The sequence below is a fragment of the Streptomyces sp. ADI95-17 genome (assembly GCF_003846175.1).
GTDB classification, from domain to species: Bacteria; Actinomycetota; Actinomycetes; order Streptomycetales; family Streptomycetaceae; genus Streptomyces; species Streptomyces sanglieri.
On sequence record NZ_ML123047.1, the window covers coordinates 225,459 to 251,705 of the forward strand.

The 26,247-nt window shown below is 69.4% G+C and carries 22 protein-coding genes, 1 tRNA gene and 1 pseudogene; 9 read left to right on the forward strand and 15 right to left on the reverse strand.

Annotated elements, in window-relative coordinates; all coding sequences use genetic code 11:
• Nucleotides 1-131 precede the first annotated feature (131 nt).
• Both EES42_RS19920 and EES42_RS19925 read right to left on the reverse strand, forming a co-directional pair.
• A complete protein-coding gene (locus EES42_RS19920) occupies nucleotides 132-1,730 on the reverse strand; it encodes a polyamine aminopropyltransferase (protein ID WP_124719614.1) in 1,599 nt (532 codons plus the stop codon).
• 84 nt (nucleotides 1,731-1,814) lie between these two features.
• Complete coding sequence (locus tag EES42_RS19925) at nucleotides 1,815-2,336, reverse strand: DUF2617 family protein (RefSeq protein WP_124719615.1); 522 nt, start codon at nucleotides 2,334-2,336, stop codon at nucleotides 1,815-1,817.
• A gap of 725 nt (nucleotides 2,337-3,061) precedes the next feature.
• Here EES42_RS19925 and EES42_RS19935 point away from each other — a divergent pair.
• On the forward strand, nucleotides 3,062-4,231 hold the full coding sequence (locus tag EES42_RS19935) for a pyridoxal phosphate-dependent aminotransferase (protein ID WP_124719617.1): 1,170 nt from the start codon (nucleotides 3,062-3,064) through the stop codon (nucleotides 4,229-4,231).
• A 72-nt stretch (nucleotides 4,232-4,303) separates the two neighbouring features.
• Here EES42_RS19935 and EES42_RS19940 read toward each other — a convergent pair whose 3' ends face one another.
• From EES42_RS19940 to clpB, 3 genes are all read right to left on the reverse strand, one after another.
• Complete coding sequence (locus tag EES42_RS19940; protein WP_124719618.1) at nucleotides 4,304-4,864, reverse strand: type III secretion system chaperone family protein; 561 nt, start codon at nucleotides 4,862-4,864, stop codon at nucleotides 4,304-4,306.
• Between the two features lie 109 nt (nucleotides 4,865-4,973).
• Nucleotides 4,974-6,239: an MFS transporter gene (locus EES42_RS19945; protein ID WP_124719619.1), complete on the reverse strand. Its 1,266-nt coding sequence runs from the start codon at nucleotides 6,237-6,239 to the stop codon at nucleotides 4,974-4,976.
• Nucleotides 6,240-6,644: 405 nt separating this feature from the next.
• Complete coding sequence (clpB, locus tag EES42_RS19950) at nucleotides 6,645-9,245, reverse strand: ATP-dependent chaperone ClpB (RefSeq protein ID WP_124719620.1); 2,601 nt, start codon at nucleotides 9,243-9,245, stop codon at nucleotides 6,645-6,647.
• Between the two features lie 242 nt (nucleotides 9,246-9,487).
• On the opposite strand from clpB, the gene EES42_RS19955 reads away from it, so the two are divergent.
• On the forward strand, nucleotides 9,488-9,892 hold the full coding sequence (locus tag EES42_RS19955) for a pyridoxamine 5'-phosphate oxidase family protein (RefSeq protein ID WP_124719621.1): 405 nt from the start codon (nucleotides 9,488-9,490) through the stop codon (nucleotides 9,890-9,892).
• A gap of 116 nt (nucleotides 9,893-10,008) precedes the next feature.
• Here EES42_RS19955 and EES42_RS19960 read toward each other — a convergent pair whose 3' ends face one another.
• Both EES42_RS19960 and EES42_RS19965 read right to left on the reverse strand, forming a co-directional pair.
• Nucleotides 10,009-10,329: a Rieske (2Fe-2S) protein gene (locus tag EES42_RS19960; protein WP_072487853.1), complete on the reverse strand. Its 321-nt coding sequence runs from the start codon at nucleotides 10,327-10,329 to the stop codon at nucleotides 10,009-10,011.
• A complete protein-coding gene (locus EES42_RS19965; RefSeq protein ID WP_124719622.1) occupies nucleotides 10,326-10,676 on the reverse strand; it encodes a hypothetical protein in 351 nt (116 codons plus the stop codon). Before EES42_RS19965 ends, EES42_RS19960 begins: the two co-directional genes overlap by 4 nt.
• A gap of 101 nt (nucleotides 10,677-10,777) precedes the next feature.
• Between EES42_RS19965 and EES42_RS19970 the strand changes: the two genes are divergently transcribed.
• On the forward strand, nucleotides 10,778-11,791 hold the full coding sequence (locus tag EES42_RS19970) for a helix-turn-helix domain-containing protein (protein WP_206433523.1): 1,014 nt from the start codon (nucleotides 10,778-10,780) through the stop codon (nucleotides 11,789-11,791).
• Nucleotides 11,792-11,929: 138 nt separating this feature from the next.
• Here the strand turns inward: EES42_RS19970 and EES42_RS19975 are convergent, their stop codons facing one another.
• The 4 genes from EES42_RS19975 to dnaK form a co-directional block, all read right to left on the reverse strand.
• Nucleotides 11,930-12,376, reverse strand: coding sequence for a heat shock protein transcriptional repressor HspR (locus EES42_RS19975; protein ID WP_072487850.1), 447 nt, complete (start codon nucleotides 12,374-12,376; stop codon nucleotides 11,930-11,932).
• A 1-nt stretch (nucleotide 12,377) separates the two neighbouring features.
• Nucleotides 12,378-13,562 carry a molecular chaperone DnaJ gene (gene dnaJ, locus EES42_RS19980; RefSeq protein ID WP_124719624.1) on the reverse strand — a complete coding sequence of 395 codons (1,185 nt, stop codon included), beginning with the start codon at nucleotides 13,560-13,562 and terminating at the stop codon, nucleotides 12,378-12,380.
• A 93-nt stretch (nucleotides 13,563-13,655) separates the two neighbouring features.
• Nucleotides 13,656-14,306 (reverse strand): nucleotide exchange factor GrpE, encoded by a 651-nt coding sequence (gene grpE / locus EES42_RS19985; protein WP_124719625.1) that lies wholly within the window; start codon nucleotides 14,304-14,306, stop codon nucleotides 13,656-13,658.
• Complete coding sequence (gene dnaK / locus EES42_RS19990; RefSeq protein WP_124719626.1) at nucleotides 14,303-16,156, reverse strand: molecular chaperone DnaK; 1,854 nt, start codon at nucleotides 16,154-16,156, stop codon at nucleotides 14,303-14,305. The genes grpE and dnaK overlap by 4 nt, the downstream gene beginning before the upstream one ends.
• Nucleotides 16,157-16,450: 294 nt before the next feature.
• On the opposite strand from dnaK, the gene EES42_RS19995 reads away from it, so the two are divergent.
• The 5 genes from EES42_RS19995 (at nucleotide 16,451) to EES42_RS20015 (ending at nucleotide 22,496) form a co-directional block, all read left to right on the forward strand.
• Entirely contained in the window at nucleotides 16,451-17,179 is a 729-nt protein-coding gene (locus EES42_RS19995; protein ID WP_124719627.1) for a sugar transferase, read from the forward strand.
• 98 nt (nucleotides 17,180-17,277) lie between these two features.
• Nucleotides 17,278-19,560 (forward strand): (Fe-S)-binding protein, encoded by a 2,283-nt coding sequence (locus EES42_RS20000; RefSeq protein WP_124719628.1) that lies wholly within the window; start codon nucleotides 17,278-17,280, stop codon nucleotides 19,558-19,560.
• Between the two features lie 199 nt (nucleotides 19,561-19,759).
• Complete coding sequence (locus EES42_RS20005; RefSeq protein ID WP_124719629.1) at nucleotides 19,760-20,770, forward strand: Yip1 family protein; 1,011 nt, start codon at nucleotides 19,760-19,762, stop codon at nucleotides 20,768-20,770.
• A 173-nt stretch (nucleotides 20,771-20,943) separates the two neighbouring features.
• Entirely contained in the window at nucleotides 20,944-21,351 is a 408-nt protein-coding gene (locus EES42_RS20010; protein WP_124719630.1) for a YciI family protein, read from the forward strand.
• Between the two features lie 8 nt (nucleotides 21,352-21,359).
• A complete protein-coding gene (locus tag EES42_RS20015) occupies nucleotides 21,360-22,496 on the forward strand; it encodes an RNA polymerase sigma factor (RefSeq protein ID WP_124720144.1) in 1,137 nt (378 codons plus the stop codon).
• Nucleotides 22,497-22,542: 46 nt separating this feature from the next.
• Here the strand turns inward: EES42_RS20015 and EES42_RS20020 are convergent, their stop codons facing one another.
• Together EES42_RS20020 and dcd are read right to left on the reverse strand one after the other, a co-directional pair.
• Entirely contained in the window at nucleotides 22,543-23,058 is a 516-nt protein-coding gene (locus EES42_RS20020) for a phosphoribosyltransferase (RefSeq protein WP_124719631.1), read from the reverse strand.
• 13 nt (nucleotides 23,059-23,071) lie between these two features.
• On the reverse strand, nucleotides 23,072-23,647 hold the full coding sequence (gene dcd / locus EES42_RS20025) for a dCTP deaminase (protein WP_072487843.1): 576 nt from the start codon (nucleotides 23,645-23,647) through the stop codon (nucleotides 23,072-23,074).
• 467 nt (nucleotides 23,648-24,114) lie between these two features.
• On the opposite strand from dcd, the gene EES42_RS20030 reads away from it, so the two are divergent.
• Nucleotides 24,115-24,185 (forward strand) — tRNA-Gly (locus EES42_RS20030).
• A 220-nt stretch (nucleotides 24,186-24,405) separates the two neighbouring features.
• On the opposite strand, the pseudogene EES42_RS20035 reads toward EES42_RS20030, so the two are convergent.
• Together EES42_RS20035 and EES42_RS20045 are read right to left on the reverse strand one after the other, a co-directional pair.
• A pseudogene (locus EES42_RS20035) lies at nucleotides 24,406-25,563 on the reverse strand (tyrosine-type recombinase/integrase).
• Between the two features lie 244 nt (nucleotides 25,564-25,807).
• Nucleotides 25,808-26,245, reverse strand: a complete 438-nt coding sequence (locus EES42_RS20045; RefSeq protein WP_124719634.1) for an NUDIX hydrolase — start codon at nucleotides 26,243-26,245, stop codon at nucleotides 25,808-25,810.
• Nucleotides 26,246-26,247 lie beyond the last annotated feature (2 nt).

Consider the following 26,247-nt stretch of genomic DNA (forward strand, 5'->3'; position numbering starts at 1 on the left):
AGCCCCCCGCCGACCCGGATCACCACCACCGGCCCACCGGCCCTCCCGAGACCCCCCACCGACCCCGACCACCACCACCGGCCCACCGGCCCTCCCGAGACCCCCCACCGACCCCGACCACCACCACCCGCTCACCGGTCCTCCCAGTACCGCGGATGCACCAGCGTCGACGGCTCCAGCCCCGGCAGCCGGTCGCGCTCCGTCCGCCGCCCCGATTCGACCAGCTCCGGCTCCGTCATCGACCGCAGCTCCGGCGCCTTCCGGGCGAGACCGAGCTCCGGTTCCTTCCCCGGACCGGCGAGGACGAAGCCCCAGCCGTGCGCGCGCTGCGCCCGGTGCGTGGCCCGGTCGGGTCCGGCCGCGGAATCGGCCGGCCGGCCACCGGTCCGGTACGGGCAGGTACGCAGGCCCGCCGCCCGCATCGACGCCTCGACCGTCCAGAACGTGCGCGGCCGGGACACCGATGGGCCTCCGTGCACCACCACCCGGCCGCCGGGCGCGAGCGCCTCGGCGACCAGGCCGTAGAACTCCGCCGAGTAGAGCTTCGTGCTGGTGGAGATCCCGGGGTCGGGCAGATCGGAGATCACCACGTCGTAGCTGCCGTGCGCCGCCCGCAGCCAGTTGAAGGCGTCGGCGGTGACGGCGGTGAGCCGGGGGTCGCCGAACGCGTGGCCGTTCAGCTCCGAAAGCGCCGGGTCGGTACGGGCCAGCCGGGTGACGCCCCGGTCCAGCTCGACCACGGTGACATCGCGTACGTCCGGGTAGCGCAGCACCTCCCGGGCGGCCAGGCCGTCACCGCCGCCCAGGATCAGCACGCGGGCGTGCGGCCCGTTCATCGCGGGGTGCACCAGCGCCTCGTGGTAGCGGTACTCGTCGCGCGCGCTGACCCGCAGCCGGCCGTCCAGATACAGGTCCAGCGAGCTGCGGCCCGACCCCGTCAGCACCACCTCCTGGACCTCGGTCTGCACCGCGACCCGCACCCCGTCCCCGTACACCGCGCGCCGCGCCGCCCGCTCGAAGTCGTCGACAAGCGCGGTGGCGACCGCCAGCACCGCGATCACCGCCACGTTGAACACGATCAGCAGCCAGCGCGAGCGCGGGCTGAGGTCCCGCCGGAACACCCACAGCACCAGCGCCCCGCCCGCCGCCGCGTTGACCGCGCCGGTGAACAGCGCCCCGGTGAGCTGCCCGAGCATCGGCAGCAGCAGGAACGGGAAGGCGAGCCCGCCGACCAGCGCGCCCACGTAGTCGGCGGCGAAGAGATCCGCGACGGCCCCGCCCGCGTCCTGCCGGTCGACGCGCTGGATCAGCGTCATCAGCAGCGGGATCTCCGCACCGATCAGGATCCCGATCGTGAGCGAGAACCCGACCAGGGCGTACCGCGACTCCCCGATCCAGGCGAACGACGCGTACAGCACCAGCGCCGAGGAACCGCCGACGAGCGCGAGCGCCCCCTCGATCAGCCCGAAACCCACTGCGGCACGGCTGCGTAAACGTTTCGCGAGAAGCGAGCCGACGCCCATCGCGAAGACCATCACGGACAGCACGACCGAGGCCTGGGTGACGGAATCACCGATCAGATACGAGGCGAGCGCCACCAGTTCGAGCTCGTACACCAAGCCGCAGGCGGCACAGATGAAGACAGCGGCGAGCACGAGATACCGACCGGTCCTCGGCCGTACGGGAAGACACGCCGCGCCCCCTCGCAGCGACACCTGCTGGTCGATCATGATGCGAACGCTACGTCACGATTACGTGGCAGCCTGTCACCCACAAGGGTGTAAGTGGTGTGCTCACAACGGAGTTGGGGCTACTCAGAACGCAGCCGCCGGCATCCGCACTCCCACTCGGGTGCGTGTCACCACCAACTGCCCCTCCTGCGGGTACGCGTGCCAGGTGCGCCAGCGCACCTGGCCCTCGGCCCGCTGGGCGAGCATGGCGGTGAAGGCGTGCGGGCTGCCGGGGAACGTCCCGGCGAGACCCTGCGGATGGTCGGCCACCAGCGCGAGCAGCTCCTGCGCGCGCCCCGCGAACGAGCCCTCCGAGAGCGTCTCGACGCGCGCAGCGAATTCGTACTCCCATTCCCCGAGTCGCTTGGAGACACCGAGCGGGAGCGGGGTGCTGCTCCCGGGGATGCAGGCGACGGTTTCGGAGCAGGTGCCGCGGTCCTCCTCAAGAAGCACCTGGTGGGAGGCGCCGAGCAGGCGCATCTGAAGCCTGGCACCCGCGAGATCGAGGTCGAGCACGGCCAGGGCGGGGAGCGGTTCGCGCCCCAGCGCCCAGGCCAGATCGGCAGCACGGGTATCGGAATAAGCCGTCTGGAGGGTCGTGAGCATGAGTCGGCTCCGCAAGCAAGCATGGACACATGGACAGGGGACGCCCCCGGCGCGATGCGCGTGGGAGGTGGGTAGCGCCCGATCAGGTCCAACTGGGGTCCGAGGGCTGAAAGTTCTCTCAACCGAGGGAACCACGAATAAGTCACATCCACAGCGTTTTTATCCAACTTGCCGTGGTTTCCATCCCCTCGGGGGCCCCTCGGTTCATCTGTTCACCGCCAACCCGCGAAAAGCCCCAACAAAAAGGTGCCCGGCGGGAGTTCACCCGCCGGGCACCTCCGGAACCAGCCGTCCGGATCAGCTTCCTCCGCCGCATCCGCCACCGCCGCCGCACGAGGAACCGCCACCGCACGAGGAGTGTCCGCCGCCGCAGGAATGGCCACCGGAGTGTCCGGAGTGCCCGCTTCCGCAGGACGAACCACCGCCCCCGTCACCCCCCGCCCACCAGCCGCCACCCGCGCTGCCGCCGGCGGCCCCCCGCCGCACACCGCGCCTGCCCGCCTTCGACCGGTTCCCGGCGCGGACCAGGACCGAGACGAACAGCACGATCAGAACGACCGCTACCACCACACCGACGAAAACACCCATCGACCTCACGACCTTCCGTCCCCCGAAGCGAGGTCCCCCGCTTCCATGCGCTTTCTACGTGTGTGGGGGATGCCCCCACCCCCGAACGGCCAAAGCAGACTTGAGCAACTCCAGAGCTTTTGCGCAGGATGACAGCCATGACACAGGGACGACCGCTGCTCAACCGCCGCCTCGCCGAGTTCGGTACCACGATCTTCGCGGAGATGTCGGCGCTTGCCGTACGGACCGGCTCCATCAACCTCGGCCAGGGCTTCCCCGACACCGACGGCCCCGAAGAGATCCGCGAGGCCGCGGTCCGGGCGCTGCGCGACGGGCACGGCAACCAGTACCCACCGGGCCCCGGCATCCCCGAACTGCGCACCGCGATCGCCGACCACCAGCAACGGCGCTACGGCCTCGCCCACGACCCCGACACCGAGGTCCTGGTCACCGCCGGGGCCACCGAGGCCATCGCCGCGTCCCTGCTGGCGCTGCTGGAGCCCGGCGACGAGGTCATCGCCTTCGAGCCCTTCTACGACTCCTACGCCGCCTGCATCGCCATGGCGGGCGGCCGTCGCGTGCCGCTGACCCTCCGCGCCCCGGACTTCCGCCCCGATCTCGACGCCCTCCGGGACGCGATCACCCCCCGCACCCGGCTGCTGCTGCTGAACAGCCCGCACAACCCGACCGGCATGGTCCTCACCCGCGAGGAACTCACCACGATCGCCGAACTGGCGGTGGAGCACGACCTCCTCGTGGTCACCGACGAGGTCTACGAACACCTGGTCTTCGAGGGCGAGCACATCCCGCTGATCTCACTGCCCGGCATGCGCGACCGCACGGTCTCCATCTCGTCCGCCGGCAAGACCTTCTCGTACACCGGCTGGAAAGTGGGCTGGGTCACCGCGAGCGCCCCGCTGGTCGCCGCGGTCCGGACCGCCAAGCAGTATCTGACCTACGTCAGCGCGGGCCCGTTCCAGTACGCCGTCGCCGAGGCGCTGCGCCTGCCGGACTCCTACTTCGACGGCTTCCGCGCCGACCTCCGCCACAAGCGCGATCTGCTCGGCGAGGGCCTGCGCGCGGCCGGGTTCGACGTCTACCAGCCGCAGGGCACGTACTTCATCACCACCGACATCACGCCCTTCGGCGAGAAGGACGCCTACGCCTTCTGCCGCGCGCTGCCCGAACGCTGCGGCGTCGTCGCCGTCCCCAACTCCGTCTTCTACGACGACCCGGACGCCGGGCGCAGCCAGGTGCGCTTCACCTTCTGCAAGAAGGAGGACGTCCTGCGGGAGGCGGCCGGCCGGCTGGGGCGCCTGGCGCCCTGAAACCGGCCCACCCCGGGGCGGCGGTCGTGAGGACCGCCGCCCCGGGGTGGGATGTCACTGCCGTACGAGGGCTCAGGCGCCCGGGGGGACGTCGCCGTCCTCCGGTGCCTTCTCCTCGGCCGGGGCCAGGCCCAGGCGCTCCTGCAGCCACTTGTCGAACTCGATCGAGGCGCGCACCCAGCTGACCGTCGACGAGACGAAGTGCTCCAGGCTGACGCCCGTACCGATGAGCATCTGCGCCTCACCGATCAGACGGACCGAGACCTCGGTCTCCTCGGAGCCCTCCTCGGGCTCGTGGGTGTGCGTGTAGACCTTGGGCCACAGGGTGCGGCGGTTCCAGTCGTCGATCGCGTCGAGCAGGACCGGGCGCTGGTCCGCGGCGTGCGGGCGGTCGTAGAACGTACGGACCGAGAAGACCTGCTGCTCGTCCTCGCCCCGGAACATGAAGTACGTCCGGAAGTCCTCCCACGGCGCCGCGAGGTCGCCCTCGTCGTCGACGACGAACTTCAGCTCCATCTGTTCGAGGAGCTGCTTGACGAGGTCCTGGTCAGGGACAACGGGGCCCTCGGGTCCTGCCGCCTGCGGTTCGGGCTGGCCCCCGAAATTCGGAATCGAGGACGGATCGATAGACATCGCTGGGTACTCCTGTGGATCGCACGTGGTTTCCTGTCGACGACCCTAGCCGCGTTTCGCGGCCAGGGGGTCTTCCAGGGCCTGCCGGTCGTGATCGGCCGGACACGCCCTAAGCACTACGGGGAGTCATCTGCCCATCGGACACCCGTGCCCGCGCCCAGGCGGCGGCGGCGAGAATCGCGCACAGCACCCCGAGGAGTCCGGACGCGCCGATGGTGTTCGCCGAGGAGCCGGTCAGCTCCGTCGCCACGCCCCCCGCGGCGACACCGATCCCCTGCATGGCGGTCACCCCCGACCTGGCGAGTCCGAGCGCCTGGCCACGCCGGTCGACCGGGGTCAGGAGTACGAAGGTGGCCCCGGCGGTGATCTGGTAGGCGGAGCACACCCCGGCCACCAGCAGCAGGAACATGGCCACGCCCACACTGGGGTCGAGCCAGTAGGCGAGCAGCGGCAGATTCGCACCGATCGCCAACGGCCCGAGCAGGCGGCGCCGCGACTCGTCGCCGACCTTGGCGCGGCCCAGCAGCGCCGCTCCCAGCACCATTCCCGCCGGATGCGAGGCGAGCAGGAGTCCCACCGAGTAGGCGCCGCCGCCGGCCTCGTCCGCGAACGGGGCCGCCAGCCCCTCCGGCAGGACGACGAAGCCCGCGAGCCACCCCAGCGCCAGCAGGGACCGGAGCCTGCGGTCCGACCAGATCAGCGCGGCCGCGCCCCCGACCTGTGCGCCGAGCCGCGTCTTGCGGGCGTCGGCACTCGCCGAGGGACGGGCCTTCACGCCGACCCTGATCAAGGTCGCCGAGAGAAGGAAGGTCGCCGCGTTCACGCCCAGGGAGAGGTTGCTGCCCAGCCACGCGGCCAGCAGACCGCCGCCGGCGAAGCCGACCAGCTGCCCGACCTGGTTGGTGATCTGCATGACCCGCTGGCCGCGTTCGTATCTCTGCGTGCCGAGCACGGTGGGCAGCAGCGCGCCCTGGGCGGCGCCGAAGGGCGCCTCGGCCAGCTGCGCCAGCACCAGCAGCCCGGCCAGCAGCGGCAGGGGCATCCCGGGCAGGGCCATCAGCCCGACCAGCACCATCCGCAGCAGGTCGCAGCTGATCATGACCGTACGCCGGGGGAAACGGTCCGCCAGGCCGGACAGGAGCACCCCGGACAGCAGCGCGGGCAAGGTGGTCAGCGCGTACGTCGCAGCGGTCCACCCCGGCGAGTCGGTGCGTTCGAACACGAGCAACGACAGTGCCACGCGTGCCAGTTGGTCGCCCAGGATCGACTGGGCGTAGGCAGCCCAGAGGGTACGGAATTCGCCAAGGTGAAAGAGATTGTCAGATCTGGGCTTTTTGAGCCCCGGATTTATCTCATCGCCCATCCGCTCGTTCATGCGGGCACGCTACCGACTGTCGAATTCGGCCCCCAAACCTGCTCGCGAGCAGGCCACGGAGGACGCTCCGGGGTGTCCTGATTATTCGCGCACCGTCGGGCGAGCACTGTCCGCACCCGGGCGGAACTCCCTTGTCAAAGACGGGTGATACGTCCCGGGCGGAGCCGGTCCGGGAGAGGCCGCCCCCCGGTGCGGAGCCGGGCGTTTGGCGCAATATCGATGTTGAACGATGGATCACCAATGACGGCGATGATTCCCTCCCATCCCGTTCCTTACGGAATCACCGCTTTCTCGCGGAATCACCGCGATGTCTCCGTCCCGCGCGGGCGGCGCCGATGGCAGGGCCCCGGCCGGGGACACCTGGTCCTCCGGCCGGGGCCCGGCACCGATCGGGCCGGGTGCCCGCTACAAGGCGCCGTCCGCGGTCGCGGGGCCGACGAGCAGGTCGTCACCGACCCGGTCCACCCGGACGGTGTCCCCGTCCTTCACCTCGCCGGAGAGGATCTCCTTCGCCAGCCGGTCGCCGATCGCCGTCTGGATGAGGCGGCGCAGCGGCCGCGCCCCGTACGCCGGGTCGTTGCCCTCCTCGGCCAGCCAGGCCAGGGCGGCCGGGGTGACGTCGAGCGTGAGCTGCCGGTCGGCCAGCCGCTTGGCGAGCCGGTCGATCTGGAGCTTCGCGATGTGCGCGAGCTCGTCACCGGACAGGGCGGAGAAGACCACCAGGTCGTCCAGCCGGTTGAGGAACTCCGGCTTGAACGAGGCCCGTACGAGCTCCAGGACCCGTTCCTTCTTCTCCTCGGGCTTGGTCAGGGGATCGACCAGGAACTGGCTGCCGAGGTTGGAGGTCAGGATCAGGATGGTGTTGCGGAAGTCCACCGTCCGGCCCTGCCCGTCGGTGAGCCGGCCGTCGTCGAGCACCTGGAGCAGGATGTCGAAGACCTCGGGGTGGGCCTTCTCGACCTCGTCCAGCAGCACGACGCTGTACGGGCGGCGGCGGACCGCCTCGGTGAGCTGGCCGCCCTCCTCGTAGCCGACGTATCCGGGCGGGGCGCCGACGAGCCGCGCCACGCTGTGCTTCTCGCCGTACTCGCTCATGTCGATGCGGACCATGGCCCGCTCGTCGTCGAAGAGGAAGTCGGCGAGCGCCTTGGCGAGCTCCGTCTTGCCGACACCGGTCGGGCCGAGGAAGAGGAACGAGCCGGTGGGCCGGTCGGGGTCGGCGATTCCGGCGCGGGTGCGGCGTACCGCGTCCGACACCGCCCGCACGGCCTCGCCCTGCCCGATCAGGCGCCTGCCGAGCTCGTCCTCCATGCGCAGCAGCTTCTGCGTCTCGCCCTCCAGCAGACGCCCGGCCGGGATGCCGGTCCAGGAGCCGACGACATCGGCGATGTCGTCCGGGCCGACCTCCTCCTTGACCATCGTGTCCTTGGCGGCCTCCTGCTCGGCCTCGGACGCCTCCGCCAGCTCCCGCTCCAGGCCGGGGATCTCCCCGTACAGCAGCTTGGAGGCGGTGTCGAAGTCACCGTCGCGCTGGGCGCGTTCGGCCTGGCCGTGCAGTTCGTCGAGGCGCTCCTTCAGCTCACCGACGCGGTTGAGGCCCTGCTTCTCCTTCTCCCAGCGGGCGTTGAGGCCGCGCAGCTCCTCCTCCTTGTCCGCGAGGTCGCGGCGGAGCTTCTCCAGGCGCTGCCGGGAGCCGGGGTCGGTCTCGTTCTTCAGGGCCAGCTCCTCCATGTGGAGGCGGTCCACGGCACGCTGGAGCTCGTCGATCTCGACCGGCGAGGAGTCGATCTCCATGCGCAGCCGGGACGCCGCCTCGTCGACCAGGTCGATCGCCTTGTCGGGGAGGAAGCGGGAGGTGATGTAGCGGTCGGAGAGGGTCGCGGCGGCCACCAGCGCCGAGTCCGCGATGGAGACCTTGTGGTGGGCCTCGTAGCGGCCCTTGAGCCCGCGCAGGATCGCGATGGTGTCCTCGACGCTCGGCTCGGCCACCAGCACCTGCTGGAAGCGGCGCTCCAGGGCGGGGTCCTTCTCGATCCGCTCGCGGTACTCGTCGAGCGTCGTCGCGCCCACCATGCGGAGCTCGCCGCGGGCCAGCATCGGCTTGAGCATGTTGCCGGCGTCCATGGCGGAGTCGCCGCCGGCGCCCGCGCCCACGACGGTGTGCAGCTCGTCGATGAAGGTGATGATCTGCCCGTCGCTCTCCTTGATCTCGGAGAGGACGGTCTTCAGCCGCTCCTCGAACTCGCCGCGGTACTTGGCGCCCGCGACCATCGCACCGAGGTCGAGCGAGACGAGCCGCTTGTTCTTCAGGGACTCGGGGACGTCGCCCTTGACGATGCGCTGGGCGAGGCCCTCGACGACGGCCGTCTTGCCGACGCCGGGCTCGCCGATGAGCACGGGGTTGTTCTTGGTGCGGCGGGAGAGCACCTGGACGACCCGGCGGATCTCCTGGTCACGGCCGATGACCGGGTCGAGCTTGCCCTCGCGTGCGGCGGCGGTGAAGTCCGTACCGAACTTCTCCAGCGCCTTGTACTGGCCCTCCGGGTCGGGTGTGGTCACCCGGCGCCCTCCCCTGCTCTTCTCGAATGCGTCCAGCAGCCTCTTCGCACTGGCCCCCTGCCCACTGAGGATCTCACCGGCGCGGCCGCCCTCGGCCGCGATGCCGATCAGCAGGTGCTCGGTGGAGATGTAGTCGTCGCCGAGCTCCTTCGCGCGCTGCGCGGCGTCGTTGATGACGGCGAGCAGCTCACGGTTGGGCTGCGGCGGGGCGACGGTGGACCCGGTGACGCTGGGCTGGGCGCCCAGCAGCCGCTCGGTCTCGGTGCGTACGGCGATCTGGTCGGCCTCGACGGCGGCGAGCAGATCGGTGATGTTCTCGTTGTCCTCGCCCGCGAGCAGCGCGAGCAGCAGGTGCCCGGGGGCCAGATCGGGGTGCCCGTCCTTCACGGCCCTGCTGGTGGCCGCGTTGATGGCGTCCCGGCTCTTGTTGGTCAGCTCGGCGTCCACGTGCGCTTTCTCCTCCTTGCGGTGACTACCCTCTCGGCAACACTGACTAGATCGACGTGCGTAAAGTTGAGTCTACCCCACTCAAGCCAATATTGAGTCCACTCCACTCAACTTGATGCGGGAGGGTCGCACGCGTCAGGGCCCCTTGTCCCGGCACTTCGAGTGAACCGGCCGCCCCGGCCCTCCGCCACCGCAGCGGGGCTGCGGACCGGGCCGCCGCCCGCGCTGCCTACGCTGTCCGCATGGCAGTCGACGTGACGAATCCCGGCCCCGAGTACCTCGCCTTCTGGCGCGCGCGGCATGTGTGCACCCTGACCACGCCCCGCCCCGACGGCACGCCGCACGTGGTGCCGGTGGGCGTGACGTACGACCCCGAGACGAGGCTGGCGCGGGTCATCACCGGAAAGAACACCAGGAAGGCCGCCAACGTCCTGGCCGCGGGCCCGGACGGGGCACGGGTCGCGGTCTGCCAGATCGACGGGCGCCGCTGGGCGACGCTGGAGGGGCGCGCGACGGTGCGCACGGAGCCGGAGGCGGTGGCCGACGCGGTACGCCGCTACGCGGAGCGCTACGAGCGCACGCCGGCGCCCAACCCGGACCGGATCGTCATCGAGATCGCCGTCGACCGGGCGCTCGGCAGGGCCTGAGCACGGCTCCGGACCGTACCCGGCCGGAAAATGCACAACGGCGCCATCGTGTTCAGGTCACGATGGCGCCGTTGTGTGGGGGAGTGACTGAGCGACATGGAACGACGGGGGATCGCTCAGGCACTGCGGGGGGTGGCGGAAATAGTCTCTGGCTCGAACAGCTGGTGGTCACGCCGGTCGAGGTTGACGAAAATCATGTCGTACCGGATCGCACAGCGAACGGGCTGCGGGGCTCCACGCGGCTTGCGGAGGCATCGGTAGGCACGTACTTCGTCGTCTTCTTCACGTGCGACAACGATGGGGTCGCCGAACAGAGTGACCATCAACGAGTCGCCACAGTGGGGGATGGCAGTGACGAGATCGATGAAATGCCAGCCTGATCGGTAGGCCGTGGCCATCTCGCGCCGGAAGGTCCGGTCGTCCGGCGGGATGGTCATGCGCCCGGCTGGGCCGTGGCGGAGCCGATACGGGTGGGCGAGACCCAGCCGATGTCGGACGACTTGGCAGGTGCGACCCAGCCGATGTCGGACGACTTGGCAGGTGCGACCGGCCACCCGATGTCACCGTCGGCCGAGGCCTGGACGACCCAGCCGATGTCGGACGACTTGGCAGGTGCGACCGGCCACCCGATGTCACCGTCGGCCCCGGCCCGGACAGCCCACCCGATGTCGCCACCGGCAACACTGTCCTCGCTCCAGCCAATGTCGCTGCCGCCCAGCAGCCCGATGCCCAGGGCCGCGACGAACGAGACGGCAAGCGCCGAGCGATGCATTCGCTTATACATAGTCGGCTTCGTCCTCACTTGTGGATTCTTCTCCCCCGCACCTAAGACGATGTCTCACCTGGGCACGCGAGCACCACCGAGTAGATGCATCATGTTCCTGCATGTTCAGGAACCTGGGGGGTGACGATATGACCACAAGCAACACAAAGCCGACACATTCTCATGGGATCACCGAACTGTGCGACGCGGGGGCACGCCTTTACGCCAGCGCTTTGCGGTTGGGACGCATCGCCCGCGCCGAAGTGGAACCGGCGCCCTGTCTGATGGAGTTCGCGCTCCTGCATCCCGATCCGGATGACCCGGACTGGCTCCGGCCCGTTCCGCCGACCATTGCTCTCGCGCAGCATCTGCATCCCATCGAGCGGGAGATCCTGGAGCGGCGCCGGCACTCGGTCGAACTGACGGAGTCGTTCGAGCCATTCATGGACATCAGCACTCTGGGGCCGCCCAGCACCCACGCCATCACCGTGCTGGAAGGCGCGAACCGGATCAACGCGGCCCTCGATCTCGCCACCGCAGAGTGCCGCACCGAAGTGCTCACCGTCCAGCCCGGCGGCGGCCGGACCGAGGATCGTCTCAGCAAGTCGCTGGAACGCGGCCTGTCCGTGATCCACCGCGGCGTCAGCATGCGCACCCTCTACCAGCACACCGCGCGCCACAGCCCCAGCACGCTCGCGTACGCGGAACGCATGACCGACGACAACGTGGAGATACGCACGCTCGAAGAGCTGATCGGCCGCCTGATCGTGTTCGACCGGACCGTCGCCTTCATCCCGGCCAGCGACGACGACCAAGTGGCCCTGGAACTCCGCCATCCCGGGCTCGTGCAGTACCTGGTCAACGTGTTCGAGCAGTTCTGGACGAGGGCTGCTCCGCTGCGGGAGGAGGTCAAGTACGAACCGACCTCCCTGGGCATCAGCGGGGTTCAGCGCTCCATCGCCCAGCTCCTCGTGGAGGGCCATGTGGACGACTCGATCGCCCGCCGGCTCGGCATGAACGTCCGCACCTGCCGCGCCCACGTCGCCAAGCTCGCCGCCGCGCTCGGCAGCAACAGCCGGGCCCAGCTCGGCTACCTGATAGCGCGGTCGGGAATCCTGGAGGAGGAGCAGAGCTGACCGGGCCCCCACGCGGCACCGCACCGGCGTACGGCGAAGGGCCGGGGAACCGACCCGTAAGTCGGCTCCCCGGCCCTTCACCGTCGGCTCAGGCCTTCGGCTCAGTCCGTCAGCCAGTCCTTCGACTCGGCCTCCGGCTCAGTCCTTCGGCCGCTTCGGCCGCCAGACCACCAACGCGCTGGTCTGCTGGACGTCCTGATACGGCACCAGATCGCGCCGGTAGGAGGCGTGCACCTGGGCCTCGCGCTGCTGCATGGCCTGGGCCGCGCCGTCCACCGCCGCCGACAGCTCGGCGACGCGCTGCTGGAGGGCCGCGACCTGGTTCTCCAGCTCGATGATGCGCTTGATGCCGGCGAGGTTGATGCCCTCGTCCTGCGACAGCTGCTGCACGGTGCGCAGCAGCTCGATGTCGCGGGCCGAGTAGCGCCGGCCGCGCCCGGCCGTGCGGTCGGGCGAGACGAGGCCGAGACGGTCGTACTGGCGCAGTGTCTGCGGGTGCAGGCCCGAGAGCTGGGCCGCGATCGAGATCACGTACACCGGGGACTCGTCGGTCAGTTCGTACGGATTGCGTCGTCGGCCGTCCACCTCAAGCTCCCTTCGCTGCCTGGAACAGCTCCGCCCGCGGGTCCTGGCCCGCGGTCGCCTTCCGGTAGGCCTCCAGGGCGTCCCTGGCCTCATTGCTGAGGTCGCCCGGCACCTTCACCTCGACGGTGACCAGCAGGTCGCCCCGGGTGCCGTCCTTGCGTACGGCGCCCTTGCCGCGGGCGCGCATCGTACGCCCGTTGGGAGTGCCGGCGGGCAGTTTCAGCGTGACCGGCGGGCCGCCGAGCGTGGGCACCTTCACCTCGCCGCCGAGCGCCGCCTCCGTGAAGTCGACGGGCACGGTGACCGTGAGGTTGTCGCCCTTGCGGCCGAAGACCGGGTGGGCGTCGACGTGGACCACGACGTACAAGTCGCCGGCCGGTCCACCGCGCTCGCCCGGGCCGCCCTTGCCGCGCAGCCGGATCCGCTGGTTGTCCGAGACGCCCGCCGGAATCCTGACCTGCATGGTCTTGGAGGACTTCGCCCGCCCGCTGCCCTTGCAGACATCGCACGGGTCCTGGGCGATGAGGCCCCGGCCCTTGCAGTCCACGCAGGGATCGGTGAGCGAGAAGCCGCCGCCGGTGCCACGCGACACCTGGCCGGTGCCGAGACAGGTCGGGCAGACCCTGGGGGTGCCGTTCTTGTCACCGGTGCCGGAGCAGGCCTTGCAGGGCGCCTGGCTGGACATCCGCAGCGGGACCGTGGCCCCCTCGACCGCCTCGGTGAAGCTGAGCGTCACCTCGGACTCGATGTCCTGGCCGCGCCGCGGCTGCACCCGCGTCCCCGTGCCGCCCCGGTTGAACAGGCCGCCGAAGACATCGCCCAGACCGCCGCCGCCGAAACCGCCGGCCGCGCCGCCCTGGCCCCCGCCCTGGGTGCCCCCGAAGAGGTCGCCCAGGTCGAAGTTGAAGTTGCCTCCGGCGCCGCCGGGTCCGGCCCGGAAGCCGCCGTTGCCGAAGAGGGCGCGCGCCTCGTCGTACTCCTTGCGCTTCTTGCTGTCACCGAGGACGTCGTTCGCCTCGGAGATCTCCTTGAAGCGCTCCTCGGCCTTGTCGTCGCCCTTGTTGGCGTCCGGGTGGAACTCGCGGGCGAGCTTCCGGTACGCCTTCTTGATCTCGGCGTCGGTGGCGTCCTTGGGGACGCCGAGGACCTTGTAGTAGTCCTTCTCGACGAAGTCCTTCGTGCTCATCGACGTCCCTCCTTCCGGACGATCGGCCATGCGACCGGCCCGTGGGCCGGTCGCATGGCCGGGCGGTGGGCCGCGAGGTGGTCGGACGGAATGTCAGACCTCCTCGGTGCCACCGCTCTCCTCGTCGGTTGCCTTCTCTTCCTTCGCTGCGGCCGGCGTCGCACCCGGCTGGGGTTCGGCCACCGCCACCCGCGCGGGGCGGATGGTGCGCTCGCCGATCCGATACCCCGGCTGCAGGATCGCCACGCAGGTCGTCTCGGTGACGTCCGGCGCGTACGAGTGCATCAGGGCTTCGTGGATCGTCGGGTCGAAGGGCTCGCCCTCCTTGCCGAACTGCTGCAGGCCCAGCTTGGCGACGACCGTCTCCAGAGACTCGGCCACCGACTTGAACCCGCCCACGAGCTCGCCGTGATCGCGAGCCCGGCCGACGTCGTCGAGCACGGGCAGGAGCTCGGACAGGAGACCCGCGACTGCGATCTCCTTGACCGTGGCCCGGTCCCGCTCGACGCGGCGGCGATAGTTCTGGTACTCGGCCTGGAGCCGCTGGAGGTCGCCCGTGCGCTCGTTGAGCGCGGTGCGGACCTGGTCCAGCTGGGCCGTCAGGCCGACTGTCTGTACTCCGTCCCCGGCCGGGGCCGCCCCCTCCTCCGAAGAGGGGGAGGCGTCCTTCGGCTCAGCTCCGTCAGGGGTGGCGCCGGAGGGGACGTCGGGCTTCTCCTCGAAACCCGGAGTCTCCTCGGTCACACCGCACCGCCCTTGGCGTCCTTCTCGTCGTCCACGATCTCGGCGTCGACGACATCGTCATCGGCCTTGGCCTGCTGGGCACCCGGCTGCGGGTCGCCCTGCGGAGCGCCGTCGGCCTGGGCGTTGGCGTACATCGCCTGGCCGAGCTTCTGCGAGACGGCCGCGACCTTCTCGGTGGCGGTACGGATCTCGGCGGTGTCCTCGCCCTTGAGCTTCTCCTTCAGCTCGGTGAGCGCGGTCTCCACCTCCGTCTTCACGTCGCCGGGGACCTTGTCCTCGTTGTCCTTGAGGAACTTCTCCGTCTGGTAGACGAGCTGCTCGCCCTGGTTGCGCGACTCGGCGGCCTCGCGGCGGCGGTGGTCCTCCTCCGCGTACTGCTCGGCCTCCTCACGCATCCGGTTGACCTCGTCCTTCGGCAGCGAGGAGCCGCCGGTGACGGTCATCTTCTGCTCCTTGCCGGTGCCGAGGTCCTTGGCGGCGACGTGCATGATGCCGTTCGCGTCGATGTCGAACGCGACCTCGATCTGCGGGACGCCACGCGGGGCCGGCGGCAGGCCGGTCAGCTCGAACATCCCGAGCTTCTTGTTGTACGCCGCGATCTCGCGCTCGCCCTGGTAGACCTGGATCTGCACGGACGGCTGGTTGTCCTCGGCCGTCGTGAAGATCTCGGACCGCTTGGTCGGGATCGTGGTGTTGCGCTCGATGAGCTTGGTCATGATGCCGCCCTTGGTCTCGATACCGAGGGACAGCGGGGTGACGTCGAGGAGCAGGACGTCCTTGACCTCGCCCTTGAGGACACCGGCCTGGAGCGAGGCGCCGATGGCGACGACCTCGTCCGGGTTCACACCCTTGTTGGCCTCCTGGCCACCGGTCAGCTCCTTGACGAGCTCGGCGACGGCCGGCATACGGGTGGAGCCACCGACGAGAACGACGTGGTCGATCTCGGAGAGCGCGATGCCCGCGTCCTTGATGACGTTGTGGAACGGGCTCTTGCAGCGGTCCAGGAGGTCGGCCGTGAGCTGCTGGAACTGCGAGCGCGTGAGCTTCTCGTCCAGGTGCAGCGGGCCCTCGGCGGACGCCGTGATGTAGGGCAGGTTGATCGTGGTCTCGGTCGAGGACGAGAGCTCGATCTTCGCCTTCTCCGCGGCCTCGCGCAGACGCTGGAGAGCCATCTTGTCCTTGGACAGGTCCACGCCGTGCCCGTTGGCGAACTGCTTCACCAGGTAGTCGACGACGCGCTGGTCCCAGTCGTCACCACCGAGGTGGTTGTCACCGTTGGTGGCCTTCACCTCGACGACGCCGTCACCGATCTCCAGGAGCGACACGTCGAAGGTGCCGCCACCGAGGTCGAAGACGAGGATCGTCTGGTCGTCCTTGTCGAGCCCGTACGCCAGCGCGGCGGCGGTCGGCTCGTTGACGATGCGCAGGACGTTGAGGCCCGCGATCTCGCCGGCCTCCTTGGTCGCCTGACGCTCGGAGTCGTTGAAGTACGCCGGGACGGTGATGACCGCGTCGGTCACCTTCTCGCCCAGGTACGACTCGGCGTCGCGCTTCAGCTTCTGCAGGATGAAGGCGCTCATCTGCTGCGGGTTGAAGCTCTTGCCGTCCAGGTCGATCTTCCAGTCAGTGCCCATGTGGCGCTTGACCGAGCGGATGGTCCTGTCGACGTTGGTCACTGCCTGGCGCTTGGCGACCTCGCCGACCAGCACCTCGCCGTTCTTCGCGAAGGCGACGACGGACGGCGTGGTCCTGGCGCCCTCTGCGTTGGTGATGACGGTGGGCTCGCCGCCTTCGAGAACGCTGACGACGGAGTTAGTCGTGCCCAGGTCGATGCCGACCGCACGTGCCATTTCAATTCCTCCAGCTTGACTACTTGAGTGGATCTGACTCAAGGATGCACGACCGTCGCCCCACTGTCAACAGACCTGAGTCGAGGCGACTCAACTATCGTGCACAGACCCCGCGCGGACCGCTATTTCCCGGCCCCGCGGGCCGATCGCGCACACCCCCGACCGCGACACTCCCTGCCCCCGGGCGGCGCAGCCCTTCCTCATCATCGCCCCATGGGATCGTTCTTTCACAAAATGCCGTGAGCCACGCAAAACCGGCACTCGATCCGCCGCGAACCCAGGCAGGTGCGAACGATGCAGACACAGGGACAGAGGGGAAACGCGAGGCGGTACGGGCCACCGCCGGCCCGGAGCACGTGGCGGTACGGGCCGCCGCCGGCCCTGTCAGCGGTACGCGCACGGGTACGGCAGTGGGAGCCCCCGCCGGCCAAGCGCGTACTGGACCTGACCCTCGGCTCGGCCCTCCTGACCCTGGCCACCCCGCTGCTCGCCGCGGGCGCCGTCGCCCTGGCGGCGCGGCGGCCCCCCGGCGGCGTACTGACCCACTCCCGGCGGGTCGGCCTGGACGGCCACGTCTTCGTACTGCGCTCACTGCGCACCCGGCGGCTGCGGCTGGACCTGCTCTCCCGGCTGCCGTACGTCGTCCGGGGAGACCTCTCCCTGGTCGGCCCGGAACCCCTGGCACCGGACGACCCGCGGTCCGGCACCGACCCCGCCGGAACCTCCGCCTCCCCCGGCGCGAGACACTGGCGGCAGGAACTGAAACCGGGCCTCACCGGCCTGGCGCAGATCCGCTCCCGTTCCGGGATGCCGTGGGACGAGCCCGCCCTGCTGGACCAGCACTACGCCGAGCACCACGGGGTGCGGCTGGACCTGGCCATCCTGGCGAGCGCCGCACACACCCCGCTGCGCGAGGCGACCCGAGGGCTCGCCCGGCGCGGCAAGGCACGCCTGAGCGACACAGATCACCGCCTCTCCGGCTACAGCGCGGCGGAAGAAGTGGGTAGTGTCGGCACAGACTGATTAAGTTACTGCTTAGTAATCCCGGATAATCGCCAGTACTCGTCCCATTGACGCTGGATCTGACCCTCCCCACCCTCGCAGGCCCGAGGAGCCCTCAAATGCAACTCGCCGCGATCATCGTGTCGCTGGTTCTGATCGTGGTCGGCGTGGCCCTGTTCGTCCGCGCCCTCCTGCAGATCTACAACTTCATGCGGCTCGGCCAGAACGTGCCCGCGGGCACCCGCACGGACGAGCCCGCACAGCGCACCGTCACCGTGGCCAGGGAGTTCCTCGGTCACACCCGGATGAACCGCTGGGGCATCGTCGGTGTCGCGCACTGGTTCGTGGCGGTGGGCTTCTTCTCCCTGCTCCTGACGATCGTCAACGCCATCGGCCAGCTCTTCAAGGCCGACTGGCTCCTGCCGATCATCGGCGACTGGGCGCCGTACAACGTCTTCGTCGAGTTCATCGGCACGATGACCGTGCTCGGCATCCTGGCCCTGATCGTGATCCGCCAGCTGTCCCATCCGCGCAAGCCGGGCCGCAAGTCCCGCTTCGCCGGGTCCAACTTCGGCCAGGCGTACTTCGTCGAGGCCGTCATCCTCATCGTCGGCGTCTGCATCTTCATGCTGCACGCCCTCGAAGGCGCCCAGCACCACGTCGACGGCTACGAGTCCTCCTTCTTCATCTCGTACCCGGTCGTCAGCTGGCTGGAGGGCATGGACGTCTCCACCCTCCAGAACCTCACCTACTTCTTCGCCGGCCTGAAGATCGCGACCTCCTTCATCTGGATGATCACGGTCGCGCTGAAGCAGGACATGGGTGTCGCCTGGCACCGCTTCCTGGCCTTCCCGAACATCTGGTTCAAGCGCAACGCCAAGGGTGAGACCTCGCTCGGCGAGCTGCTGCCGATGACCTCCGGCGGCAAGGAGATCGACTTCGAGGACCCGGGCGAGGACGACGTCTACGGCGTCTCGCAGATCGAGCACTTCTCCTGGAAGGGCCTGCTCGACTTCTCCACCTGCACCGAGTGCGGCCGCTGCCAGTCGCAGTGCCCCGCCTGGAACACCGGCAAGCCGCTCTCCCCCAAGCTCCTGATCATGTCCCTGCGCGACCACGCGCACGCCAAGGCCCCGTACCTGCTGGCCGGCGGCGGCAAGGACATGGAGGGCAACGAGAAGGCGACCGAGGAGCAGCTGAAGGACGTCCCCGCCGCGGCACTGGCCGAGGCCGAGCGCCCGCTGATCGGCACGGCCGAGGAGAACGGCGTCATCGACCCGGACGTGCTGTGGTCCTGCACCACCTGCGGTGCGTGCGTGGAGCAGTGCCCGGTCGACATCGAGCACATCGACCACATCGTCGACATGCGCCGCTACCAGGTGATGATCGAGTCCGCGTTCCCGTCCGAGGCGGGCACGATGCTCAAGAACCTGGAGAAGAAGGGCAACCCCTGGGGGCTGGCCAAGAAGCAGCGCGTCGAGTGGACCAAGGAGGTCGACTTCGAGGTCCCGATCGTCGGCAAGGACGTCGAGGACCTCACCGAGGTCGACTACCTCTACTGGGTCGGCTGCGCCGGCGCCCTGGAGGACCGCGCCAAGAAGACCACGAAGGCCTTCGCTGAGCTGCTGCACATCGCGGGCGTCAAGTTCGCGATCATGGGCGGCGACGAGAAGTGCACGGGTGACTCGGCCCGCCGCCTGGGCAACGAGCCGCTGTTCCAGCAGCTCGGCCAGGAGAACGTCGCGATGCTGAACATGGCGTTCGGCGAGTCCGCCCCAGGCGAGGAAGGGGAGGACGACTCGACGAAGAAGGCGAAGGCGTCGAAGAAGATCGTCGCGACCTGCCCGCACTGCTTCAACACCATCGCCAACGAGTACCCGCAGCTCGGCGGCGAGTACGAGGTCATCCACCACACCCAGCTGCTCCAGCACCTCATCGACGAGGGCAAGCTGATCCCGGTGACCCCGGTCGAGGGCCTGATCACGTACCACGACCCCTGCTACCTGGGCCGTCACAACAAGATCTACACCCCGCCGCGCGAGATCATCGCGAAGGTCCCGGGCCTGCGCAACGAGGAGATGCACCGCCACAAGGAGCGCGGCTTCTGCTGCGGCGCCGGTGGTGCCCGGATGTGGATGGAGGAGCGGATCGGCAAGCGCATCAACAACGAGCGCGTCGACGAGGCTCTCTCCCTCAACCCCGACATCGTCTCCACCGCCTGCCCGTTCTGCCTGGTCATGCTGACCGACTCGGTCAACGGCAAGAAGAACGACGGCAAGGCCAAGGAGTCGATCCAGGTGGTCGACGTCTCGCAGCTGCTGCTGGACTCCGTGAAGACCCCGGCCGACCCGGCCGGGGAGGCGGAGTCGGCGGACGCGCCGGAGCCGGAGCCGGTGAAGTAACCCGGCGAGCCGCACGACGGAAGCGGCCGGACCTGCCCACGGGCGGGACCGGCCGCTTCCGCTTTGCTCCGCGACTCCCCCATGCCCTGGGGCGGTCCCCCCGGGGTTCCCCTAGGGGATGTCACAGCTCGGCGGCAATGGCGGGCAGGTTCCCCAGGCCCCCTGACCGCACCGGCCCGGACCAGGTACGTTCGATGACGTGGCTGGATTCAGGATCGGACGCGGCCGGGACAACCGCACCCCGCAGCAAGCGCAACAGCAACCGCGGCAGCAGCCGTACGGCACACAGGAACCACCGCCGTACGGTCAACAGCCCTGGCCGCCGACAGGAGGCAACACGGCCCCGCCGCCGTACAACAACGGCGGCCACGGCGGTCACGGCGGTCACGGCAACGGCGGCTACAACGGCGGTGGCTACAACGGCGGCGGCCACGGCGGTGGTTACAACGGCGGTGGGCAAGGCGGCGGCCACGGCGAACCGGAGTACTTCGGCGACCCGTACCAGCAGCCCCAGCATCCCCACCAGCCCCAGAACCCCCACGGTTCCCCGCAGCACGGCGACCCGTACGCCAACTCCCCCGGCCACACCCAGGCATTCAGCATCGGCGAGGACCCGTACGGCCCCGGCGACACCTACCGCGCCGGCCAGCCCCCCGCCCAGCCCGCAGGCCCCCGGCTGCCGTGGAAGCAACTGCTCAGCGGCATCGTGCTCCGCCCGGGACCGACGTTCTGGCAGATGCGCGACTACCCCGTCTGGGGCCCGGCGCTCATCGTCACGTTCCTGTACGGCCTGCTCGCGCTCTTCGGCTTCGACCAGGCCCGGGACGACGCGATCCACGCGACGATCTCCACAGCGGTGCCCTATGTCGTCATCACGGGCCTCGGCTTCGTCATCGGCGGTCTGGTCCTCGGCGCGGTCACGCACACGCTCGCCCGCCAGCTGGGCGGCGACGGCGCGTGGCAGCCGACGGTGGGCCTGTCCATGCTGATCATGTCGATCACGGACGCGCCCCGCCTGATATTCGCGGTCTTCCTCGGCGGCGAGAACTCCCTGGTCCAGGTCCTCGGCTGGATCACCTGGCTGGCCTCGGCCGCGCTGTTCACCTCGATGGTGAGCAAATCGCACGACCTGCCCTGGCCGAAGGCACTGGGCGCGTCCGCGATCCAGCTGATCGCCCTGCTGTCGATCATCAAGCTGGGCACCATCTGACGCCCGCCCGCGCACACCCCCGAAACCCCCGGCACACCCAGTGCGCGGGGGTTTCAGAGTTCTTGGCGAACAATTTCGAGATCCATGGGCGCGTGATGTCGAGAACCCGTGGCGTGCTCCGTCCCAGTGGTGAGCGCGACCACAATGGTCCGCACCGACCCGAGGAGAACACGATGGCCAAGTACCTGCTTCTCAAGCACTACCGCGGCGCTCCGAGCGCGGTGAACGATGTCCCCATGGACCGGTGGACCCCGGAGGAGATCACCGCGCACATGAAGTACATGAACGACTTCGCGGCCCGGCTGGAGAAGAGCGGCGAGTTCGTCGACGCCCAGGCACTCGCCCCCGAGGGGACCTTCGTCCAGTACGACGGCGAGGGCCGCCCGCCGGTCACCGACGGCCCGTTCGCCGAGACCAAGGACCTCATCGCCGGCTGGATGGTCATCGATGTCGACAGTTACGAGCGCGCCGTCGAGCTGGCCGGGGAGCTGTCGGCAGCCCCCGGGGCGGGCGGGAAGCCGATCCACGAGTGGCTGGAGCTGCGCCCGTTCCTGACCGCGATGCCCACCATCACCGAGTGACCTCGTCGATGAACGAGGCACTGCTCCGGAGCCTCACACCGAGCGTGCTCGGGATCCTCGTCCGTCGCGGAGCCGACTTCGCGGCGGCCGAGGACGCCGTGCAGGACGCGCTGGTCGAGGCGGTCCGCGTCTGGCCGGCCGATCCTCCGCGCGACCCGAAGGGCTGGCTGATCACGGCGGCCTGGCGCAAGTTCCTCGACGCGACCCGGGCGGAGACCGCCCGCCGCCGGCGCGAGGACCTCGTCGACGAGGAACCGGCGCCCGGCCCCGCACCCTCGGCGGACGACACGCTCCAGCTCTGCTTCCTGTGCGCCCACCCGTCGCTGACCCCGTCGTCCGCCGTCGCGCTCACCCTTCGCGCCGTCGGCGGGCTCACCACCCGCCAGATCGCCCGGGCCTACCTGGTGCCCGAGGCGACCATGGCGCAGCGCATCAGCCGGGCCAAGCGCACCGTCTCGGGCGTACGGTTCGACCGGCCCGGCGATGTCGCCACCGTGCTGCGCGTCCTCTATCTGGTCTTCAACGAGGGCTACTCCGGCGACGTGGACCTCGCCGCCGAGGCCATCCGGCTCACGAGGCAGCTCGCGGCCGCGATCGACCACCCCGAGGTGTCGGGGCTGCTCGCCCTCATGCTGCTGCACCACGCCCGGCGCGCCGGGCGGACCGCGTCGGACGGCAGCCTGGTCCCGCTCGCCGAGCAGGACCGCACCCGGTGGGACACCGGGTCGATCGCCGAGGGCGTCGAGATCCTCCAGGCGGCCCTCGCCCGCGACCGGCTGGGCGAGTTCCAGGCCCAGGCCGCCATCGCGGCCCTCCACGCCGACGCACCCACCGCCGAGGAGACCGACTGGGTGCAGATCGTCGAGTGGTACGACGAGCTCGCCGGCCTGACCGACAACCCGGTCGTCCGCCTCAACCGCGCGGTGGCCATCGGCGAGGCGGACGGACCACGCGCGGGACTGGCAGCACTCGCGACGCTGGACGACTCACTCCCCCGCCACACCGCGGCGGCGGCCTACCTCCACGAACGCGCCGGCGACCTGACGACAGCAGCACGCCTCTACGCGGAGGCGGCCGGAAAGGCCCCCACTCTCCCGGAACGCGACCACCTGACCCGCCGGGCAGCCCGCCTCAACGCCCGGTAACGCCCCTGACCGGCCCGCGTACTGCCTTGTCCGGCCCCGCCCGGGCTCAGGCGTCCAGAACCTGCCCGCTGCGCCGTACGACGGGCTTGTCCACACTCCACGGGAAGTTGATCCAGCGGTCGGTCTTCTTCCACACGTATTCGCACTTCACCAGCGAATGCGACTTCTCGTAGATGACCGCGCTGCGCACCTCGGCGACATGATCGATACAGAAATCACGCACCAGCTTCAGCGTCTTCCCGGTATCGGCGACATCGTCGGCGATCAGGACCTTCTTGTCCGAGAAGTCGATGGCATTCGGAACGGGCGCCAGCATGACCGGCATTTCCAGGGTGGTGCCCACCCCGGTGTAGAACTCCACGTTCACCAGATGAATGTTCTTGCAGTCCAGCGCGTAGGCCAGCCCGCCGGCGACGAATACCCCGCCCCGCGCGATGCTGAGCACCACATCGGGCTCGAACCCGTCGTCCGCCACGGTCTGCGCCAGCTCACGCACGGCGCGGCCGAACCCCTCGTAAGTGAGGTTCTCCCGCACATCGTCCACGTTCGGTTCGCCGCTCATGGTCATCCCGCCGTCACACCTGGGTCCGATGGAAATTCATGAAGGAACGCGACGCGGTCGGCCCGCGCTGGCCCTGGTACCGCGACCCGTACCGCTCGGAGCCGTACGGGAACTCCGAGGGCGAGCTCAGCCGGAACATGCACAGCTGCCCGATCTTCATTCCCGGCCACAGCTTTATCGGCAGCGTCGCCAGATTCGACAGCTCCAGCGTCACGTGCCCGGAGAAACCGGGGTCGATGAACCCGGCGGTCGAATGCGTGACGAGCCCGAGCCGCCCCAGCGAACTCTTGCCCTCCAGCCGCGACGCGAGATCGTCGGGCAACGAAATGACTTCGTACGTCGAAGCGAGCACGAACTCACCGGGGTGCAGGATGAACGCCTCGTCCCCGTCCGGCTCGACCATGCGAGTCAGATCGGCCTGCTCGACGGCCGGATCAATATGCGGATAGCGGTGGTTCTCGAACACCCGGAAGTAGCGGTCGAGCCGCACATCGATGCTCGAGGGCTGCACCATCGACGCGTCGAACGGATCAATGCGCACACGTCCGGCGTCGATCTCGGCCCGGATGTCCTTATCTGAGAGAAGCACGCCCCGAGGATACGCAGAACGCGCGGGCCCACCCCAATCCGGGACCACCCGCGCGCCCTGCCACCGCCACTACCGCCGCTCGGACACCACGGGCACGGCATGCCGCAACCGCGCACAACGCGGACAGCGAATAAGCCGCCCGGGACCGATCCGCCCGGACCCGAGCTGCTGCATCGGGAACGAAGCGGTAGCGAAAACGTGCCCTTCGGCACAGCGGACGACGGTGCGCTCCATGGAGTCCATCAAGTCCCTTCCCCAACAAGCCTTGGACGAGAAAGCCACATTAGGGGATGAACAGGACGCCACTCCAGGCGGCACTCCGACCACCCACGCTACGCCCCCAACTCCCGCCCACGGCACACGCATCCACCCTCCCCGCACAACGAAAAGGCCCCACGGCGCAAACGCCGGGGACCTGGCATGGGGTACAGTATGGGACGGTAGACGCCGCTCAGGCGACATACCTCGCGGGTGTAGTTTAATGGTAGAACATGAGCTTCCCAAGCTCAGAGCGCGAGTTCGATTCTCGTCACCCGCTCTTCGAAGAAGGCCCAGGTCAGCGACCGGGGCCTTTCTTGTTGCCTAGACCACTTTTAGGGCGCGTGCCATTCGCGTGCCATAACGACTCTCCCGGCCTGCACCAATCGCGGATCCGTCACCCCTCAGGGCGAGCGCCTCACTACCGGGTCCCGCATCGCGAGATCGCTTCCAAGTGGCCTGCGTCACATGCACGGTGCGGGCTGTCCACTCCTGCGCGATCAACGCCGCGCGGCCCGTGGGGCGGATGGTCCGGGCGGGCGCGGCACCAGCGGGTGAACGGTCGCGCCACCACTCCCCGTGGCGGCGGCCGACTGCTGGCGGCGTACGTCGAGATCGATGTTGGCGGCAAGCCTGCGCTGGTGTTCCTTGGTGGAGTGCTGGTAGATCAGTTGCGCGCGCTCGGAGGACTGGCCGGCTCGGACCATGAGGTCCTTGAGCTTGGCACCGGTGTCGGCCGCGAGCGTGTTGCCTGTGTGCCGTAGGTCGTAGAAACGGAAGCCTTCGGGCAGCCCGGCCTTGTCCCGGGCCCTGCGCCACTTGCGGCCGAACGTAGTGCCGCGCAGTACCGCCCCCCTCTCGCCGACGAAGACAAGCCCCTCCGGATCCGGCTGGGCGAACCATTCCAGGTGCCGGCGAACGTCCTCGTGGAGGAATGACGGCAGCACGATCTCCCGTCGGCCCGCCCGGGACTTGGGAGCGCCGACCACACGGCGACCTGTGTTGAGCTCCGGTGCGGCACGGCGAACCCAGAGCGCACTGGAGTCGAGGTCCACGTCCCGCCGCCGAAGCTCGGCGAGTTCCTCGAGTCGCATCGCGGCGAAGGCTCCGAGCAGAACCATGAGGCGCCAGCGCAGGCCGATCACCTCTGCCGCGGCGAAGACCTGCTCGGCCGTCGCCACGGGTCGCTCGTCAGCATCCTCGCGACCTGCCCCGCGGATACGGCAGGGGTTCTTGCGCAGCATGTCGTCCTCGACGGCGGTCTCCATCACGGCCTTGAGAAGCCGGTACGACTTGGCCACCGTGGTGGCACCGGTGGCGGACAACCTCTCCGCCCGCCAGGCTCCGACCCGAGCGGGGCTGATCATGTTGACGTTCATCTCGCCGAACGTCGGCTCCAGGTGAAGCCGGAACAGCCGGCGGTACAACTCAGCCGTGGCCGGGGCCAGGCCGCGTTCCGCGATCCAGCGCGTGGCGTAGTCGGCGAACAAGACTTCCCCGGCGGTCGGGTCGAGCCAGTCGCCCCTCATCTGGTCCGCTTGGACCTGGATGAGGAACGCCTCCGCATCGCGCCTGGTCTCGAAGGTTTCCGGCGCGGGCCGCAGGGTGTCATCGGCCGTGCTGGGGTAGCGGGCCTATCGGTTTCCCGACTGGCTCATGAGCTGGCGTGGACAAGCGAGAGGGTGCAGAACCTGCTGGATGTTCAGGAACAGAAGCCGGTGCTCCGGCTGGTCCAGTAGCCGCGCCGCTCGACCCGAGGAGACGCGGGCGCGGCTCGTTTTCCGTTACTACTTCCAGGGCGTGCGGCATCTAGCCGACGTTAAGCCATTAGCTCGTACGGACGTCATCAGGGCCGGGTCATCTCAGAGTCGGCCCTGATGGCGTGCTGACGCACTCGAAGGCTCAGAGCGATGCCTCGACTCCGAGGCTTCCGGCCCTGATGGCTCCCCGTAGGACGTGGGCGATCTCCTCGGGCTTTAGGTCGATGCCGTCGAGCCCCTCAATGGTCAGCGGAATCTCCTCCAGCTCGTATTCACCGCGGCCTTCGGCGCTGAACTCGGGACCGGTGCGGTCGTCGAAGGACCAAGTCGCGATGCGGGCAAGGTAGAAGAGTTGCCGCTCATCGTCGGACTCCATCGTGTGGAGGAGGCGGATGATGTCGGCCTTCCCCGCGATCTCCTCGTGGATCTCCCGGTGGAGGGCCGCCTCCCGGGACTCGTCGCTGGGTTCGACGCCGCCGCCGGGCAGGACCCAGTATTCGGGGATGCCGGGCCGGGTACGGCGGATGACCAGCATCGTGTCGTCTGCAGTGACGAGGACGGCGCGGACTCGTTCCATCATTT

Coding starts and splice junctions, on each gene's coding strand:
- EES42_RS19970 (WP_206433523.1), top strand. CDS start 10,778: ATGTTCAGGAACCTGGGGGGTGACGATATGACCACAAGCAACACAAAG.
- EES42_RS19960 (WP_072487853.1), bottom strand. CDS start 10,329: ATGACCATCCCGCCGGACGACCGGACCTTCCGGCGCGAGATGGCCACG.
- EES42_RS20000 (WP_124719628.1), top strand. CDS start 17,278: ATGCAACTCGCCGCGATCATCGTGTCGCTGGTTCTGATCGTGGTCGGC.
- dnaK (WP_124719626.1), bottom strand. CDS start 16,156: ATGGCACGTGCGGTCGGCATCGACCTGGGCACGACTAACTCCGTCGTC.
- EES42_RS19920 (WP_124719614.1), bottom strand. CDS start 1,730: ATGATCGACCAGCAGGTGTCGCTGCGAGGGGGCGCGGCGTGTCTTCCC.
- EES42_RS20015 (WP_124720144.1), top strand. CDS start 21,360: ATGAACGAGGCACTGCTCCGGAGCCTCACACCGAGCGTGCTCGGGATC.
- EES42_RS19945 (WP_124719619.1), bottom strand. CDS start 6,239: ATGAACGAGCGGATGGGCGATGAGATAAATCCGGGGCTCAAAAAGCCC.
- EES42_RS20045 (WP_124719634.1), bottom strand. CDS start 26,245: ATGATGGAACGAGTCCGCGCCGTCCTCGTCACTGCAGACGACACGATG.
- EES42_RS20010 (WP_124719630.1), top strand. CDS start 20,944: ATGGCCAAGTACCTGCTTCTCAAGCACTACCGCGGCGCTCCGAGCGCG.
- EES42_RS19925 (WP_124719615.1), bottom strand. CDS start 2,336: ATGCTCACGACCCTCCAGACGGCTTATTCCGATACCCGTGCTGCCGAT.
- EES42_RS19935 (WP_124719617.1), top strand. CDS start 3,062: ATGACACAGGGACGACCGCTGCTCAACCGCCGCCTCGCCGAGTTCGGT.
- EES42_RS20020 (WP_124719631.1), bottom strand. CDS start 23,058: ATGAGCGGCGAACCGAACGTGGACGATGTGCGGGAGAACCTCACTTAC.
- EES42_RS19965 (WP_124719622.1), bottom strand. CDS start 10,676: ATGTATAAGCGAATGCATCGCTCGGCGCTTGCCGTCTCGTTCGTCGCG.
- EES42_RS19940 (WP_124719618.1), bottom strand. CDS start 4,864: ATGTCTATCGATCCGTCCTCGATTCCGAATTTCGGGGGCCAGCCCGAA.
- EES42_RS19995 (WP_124719627.1), top strand. CDS start 16,451: ATGCAGACACAGGGACAGAGGGGAAACGCGAGGCGGTACGGGCCACCG.
- EES42_RS19955 (WP_124719621.1), top strand. CDS start 9,488: ATGGCAGTCGACGTGACGAATCCCGGCCCCGAGTACCTCGCCTTCTGG.
- dnaJ (WP_124719624.1), bottom strand. CDS start 13,562: ATGAGCACGAAGGACTTCGTCGAGAAGGACTACTACAAGGTCCTCGGC.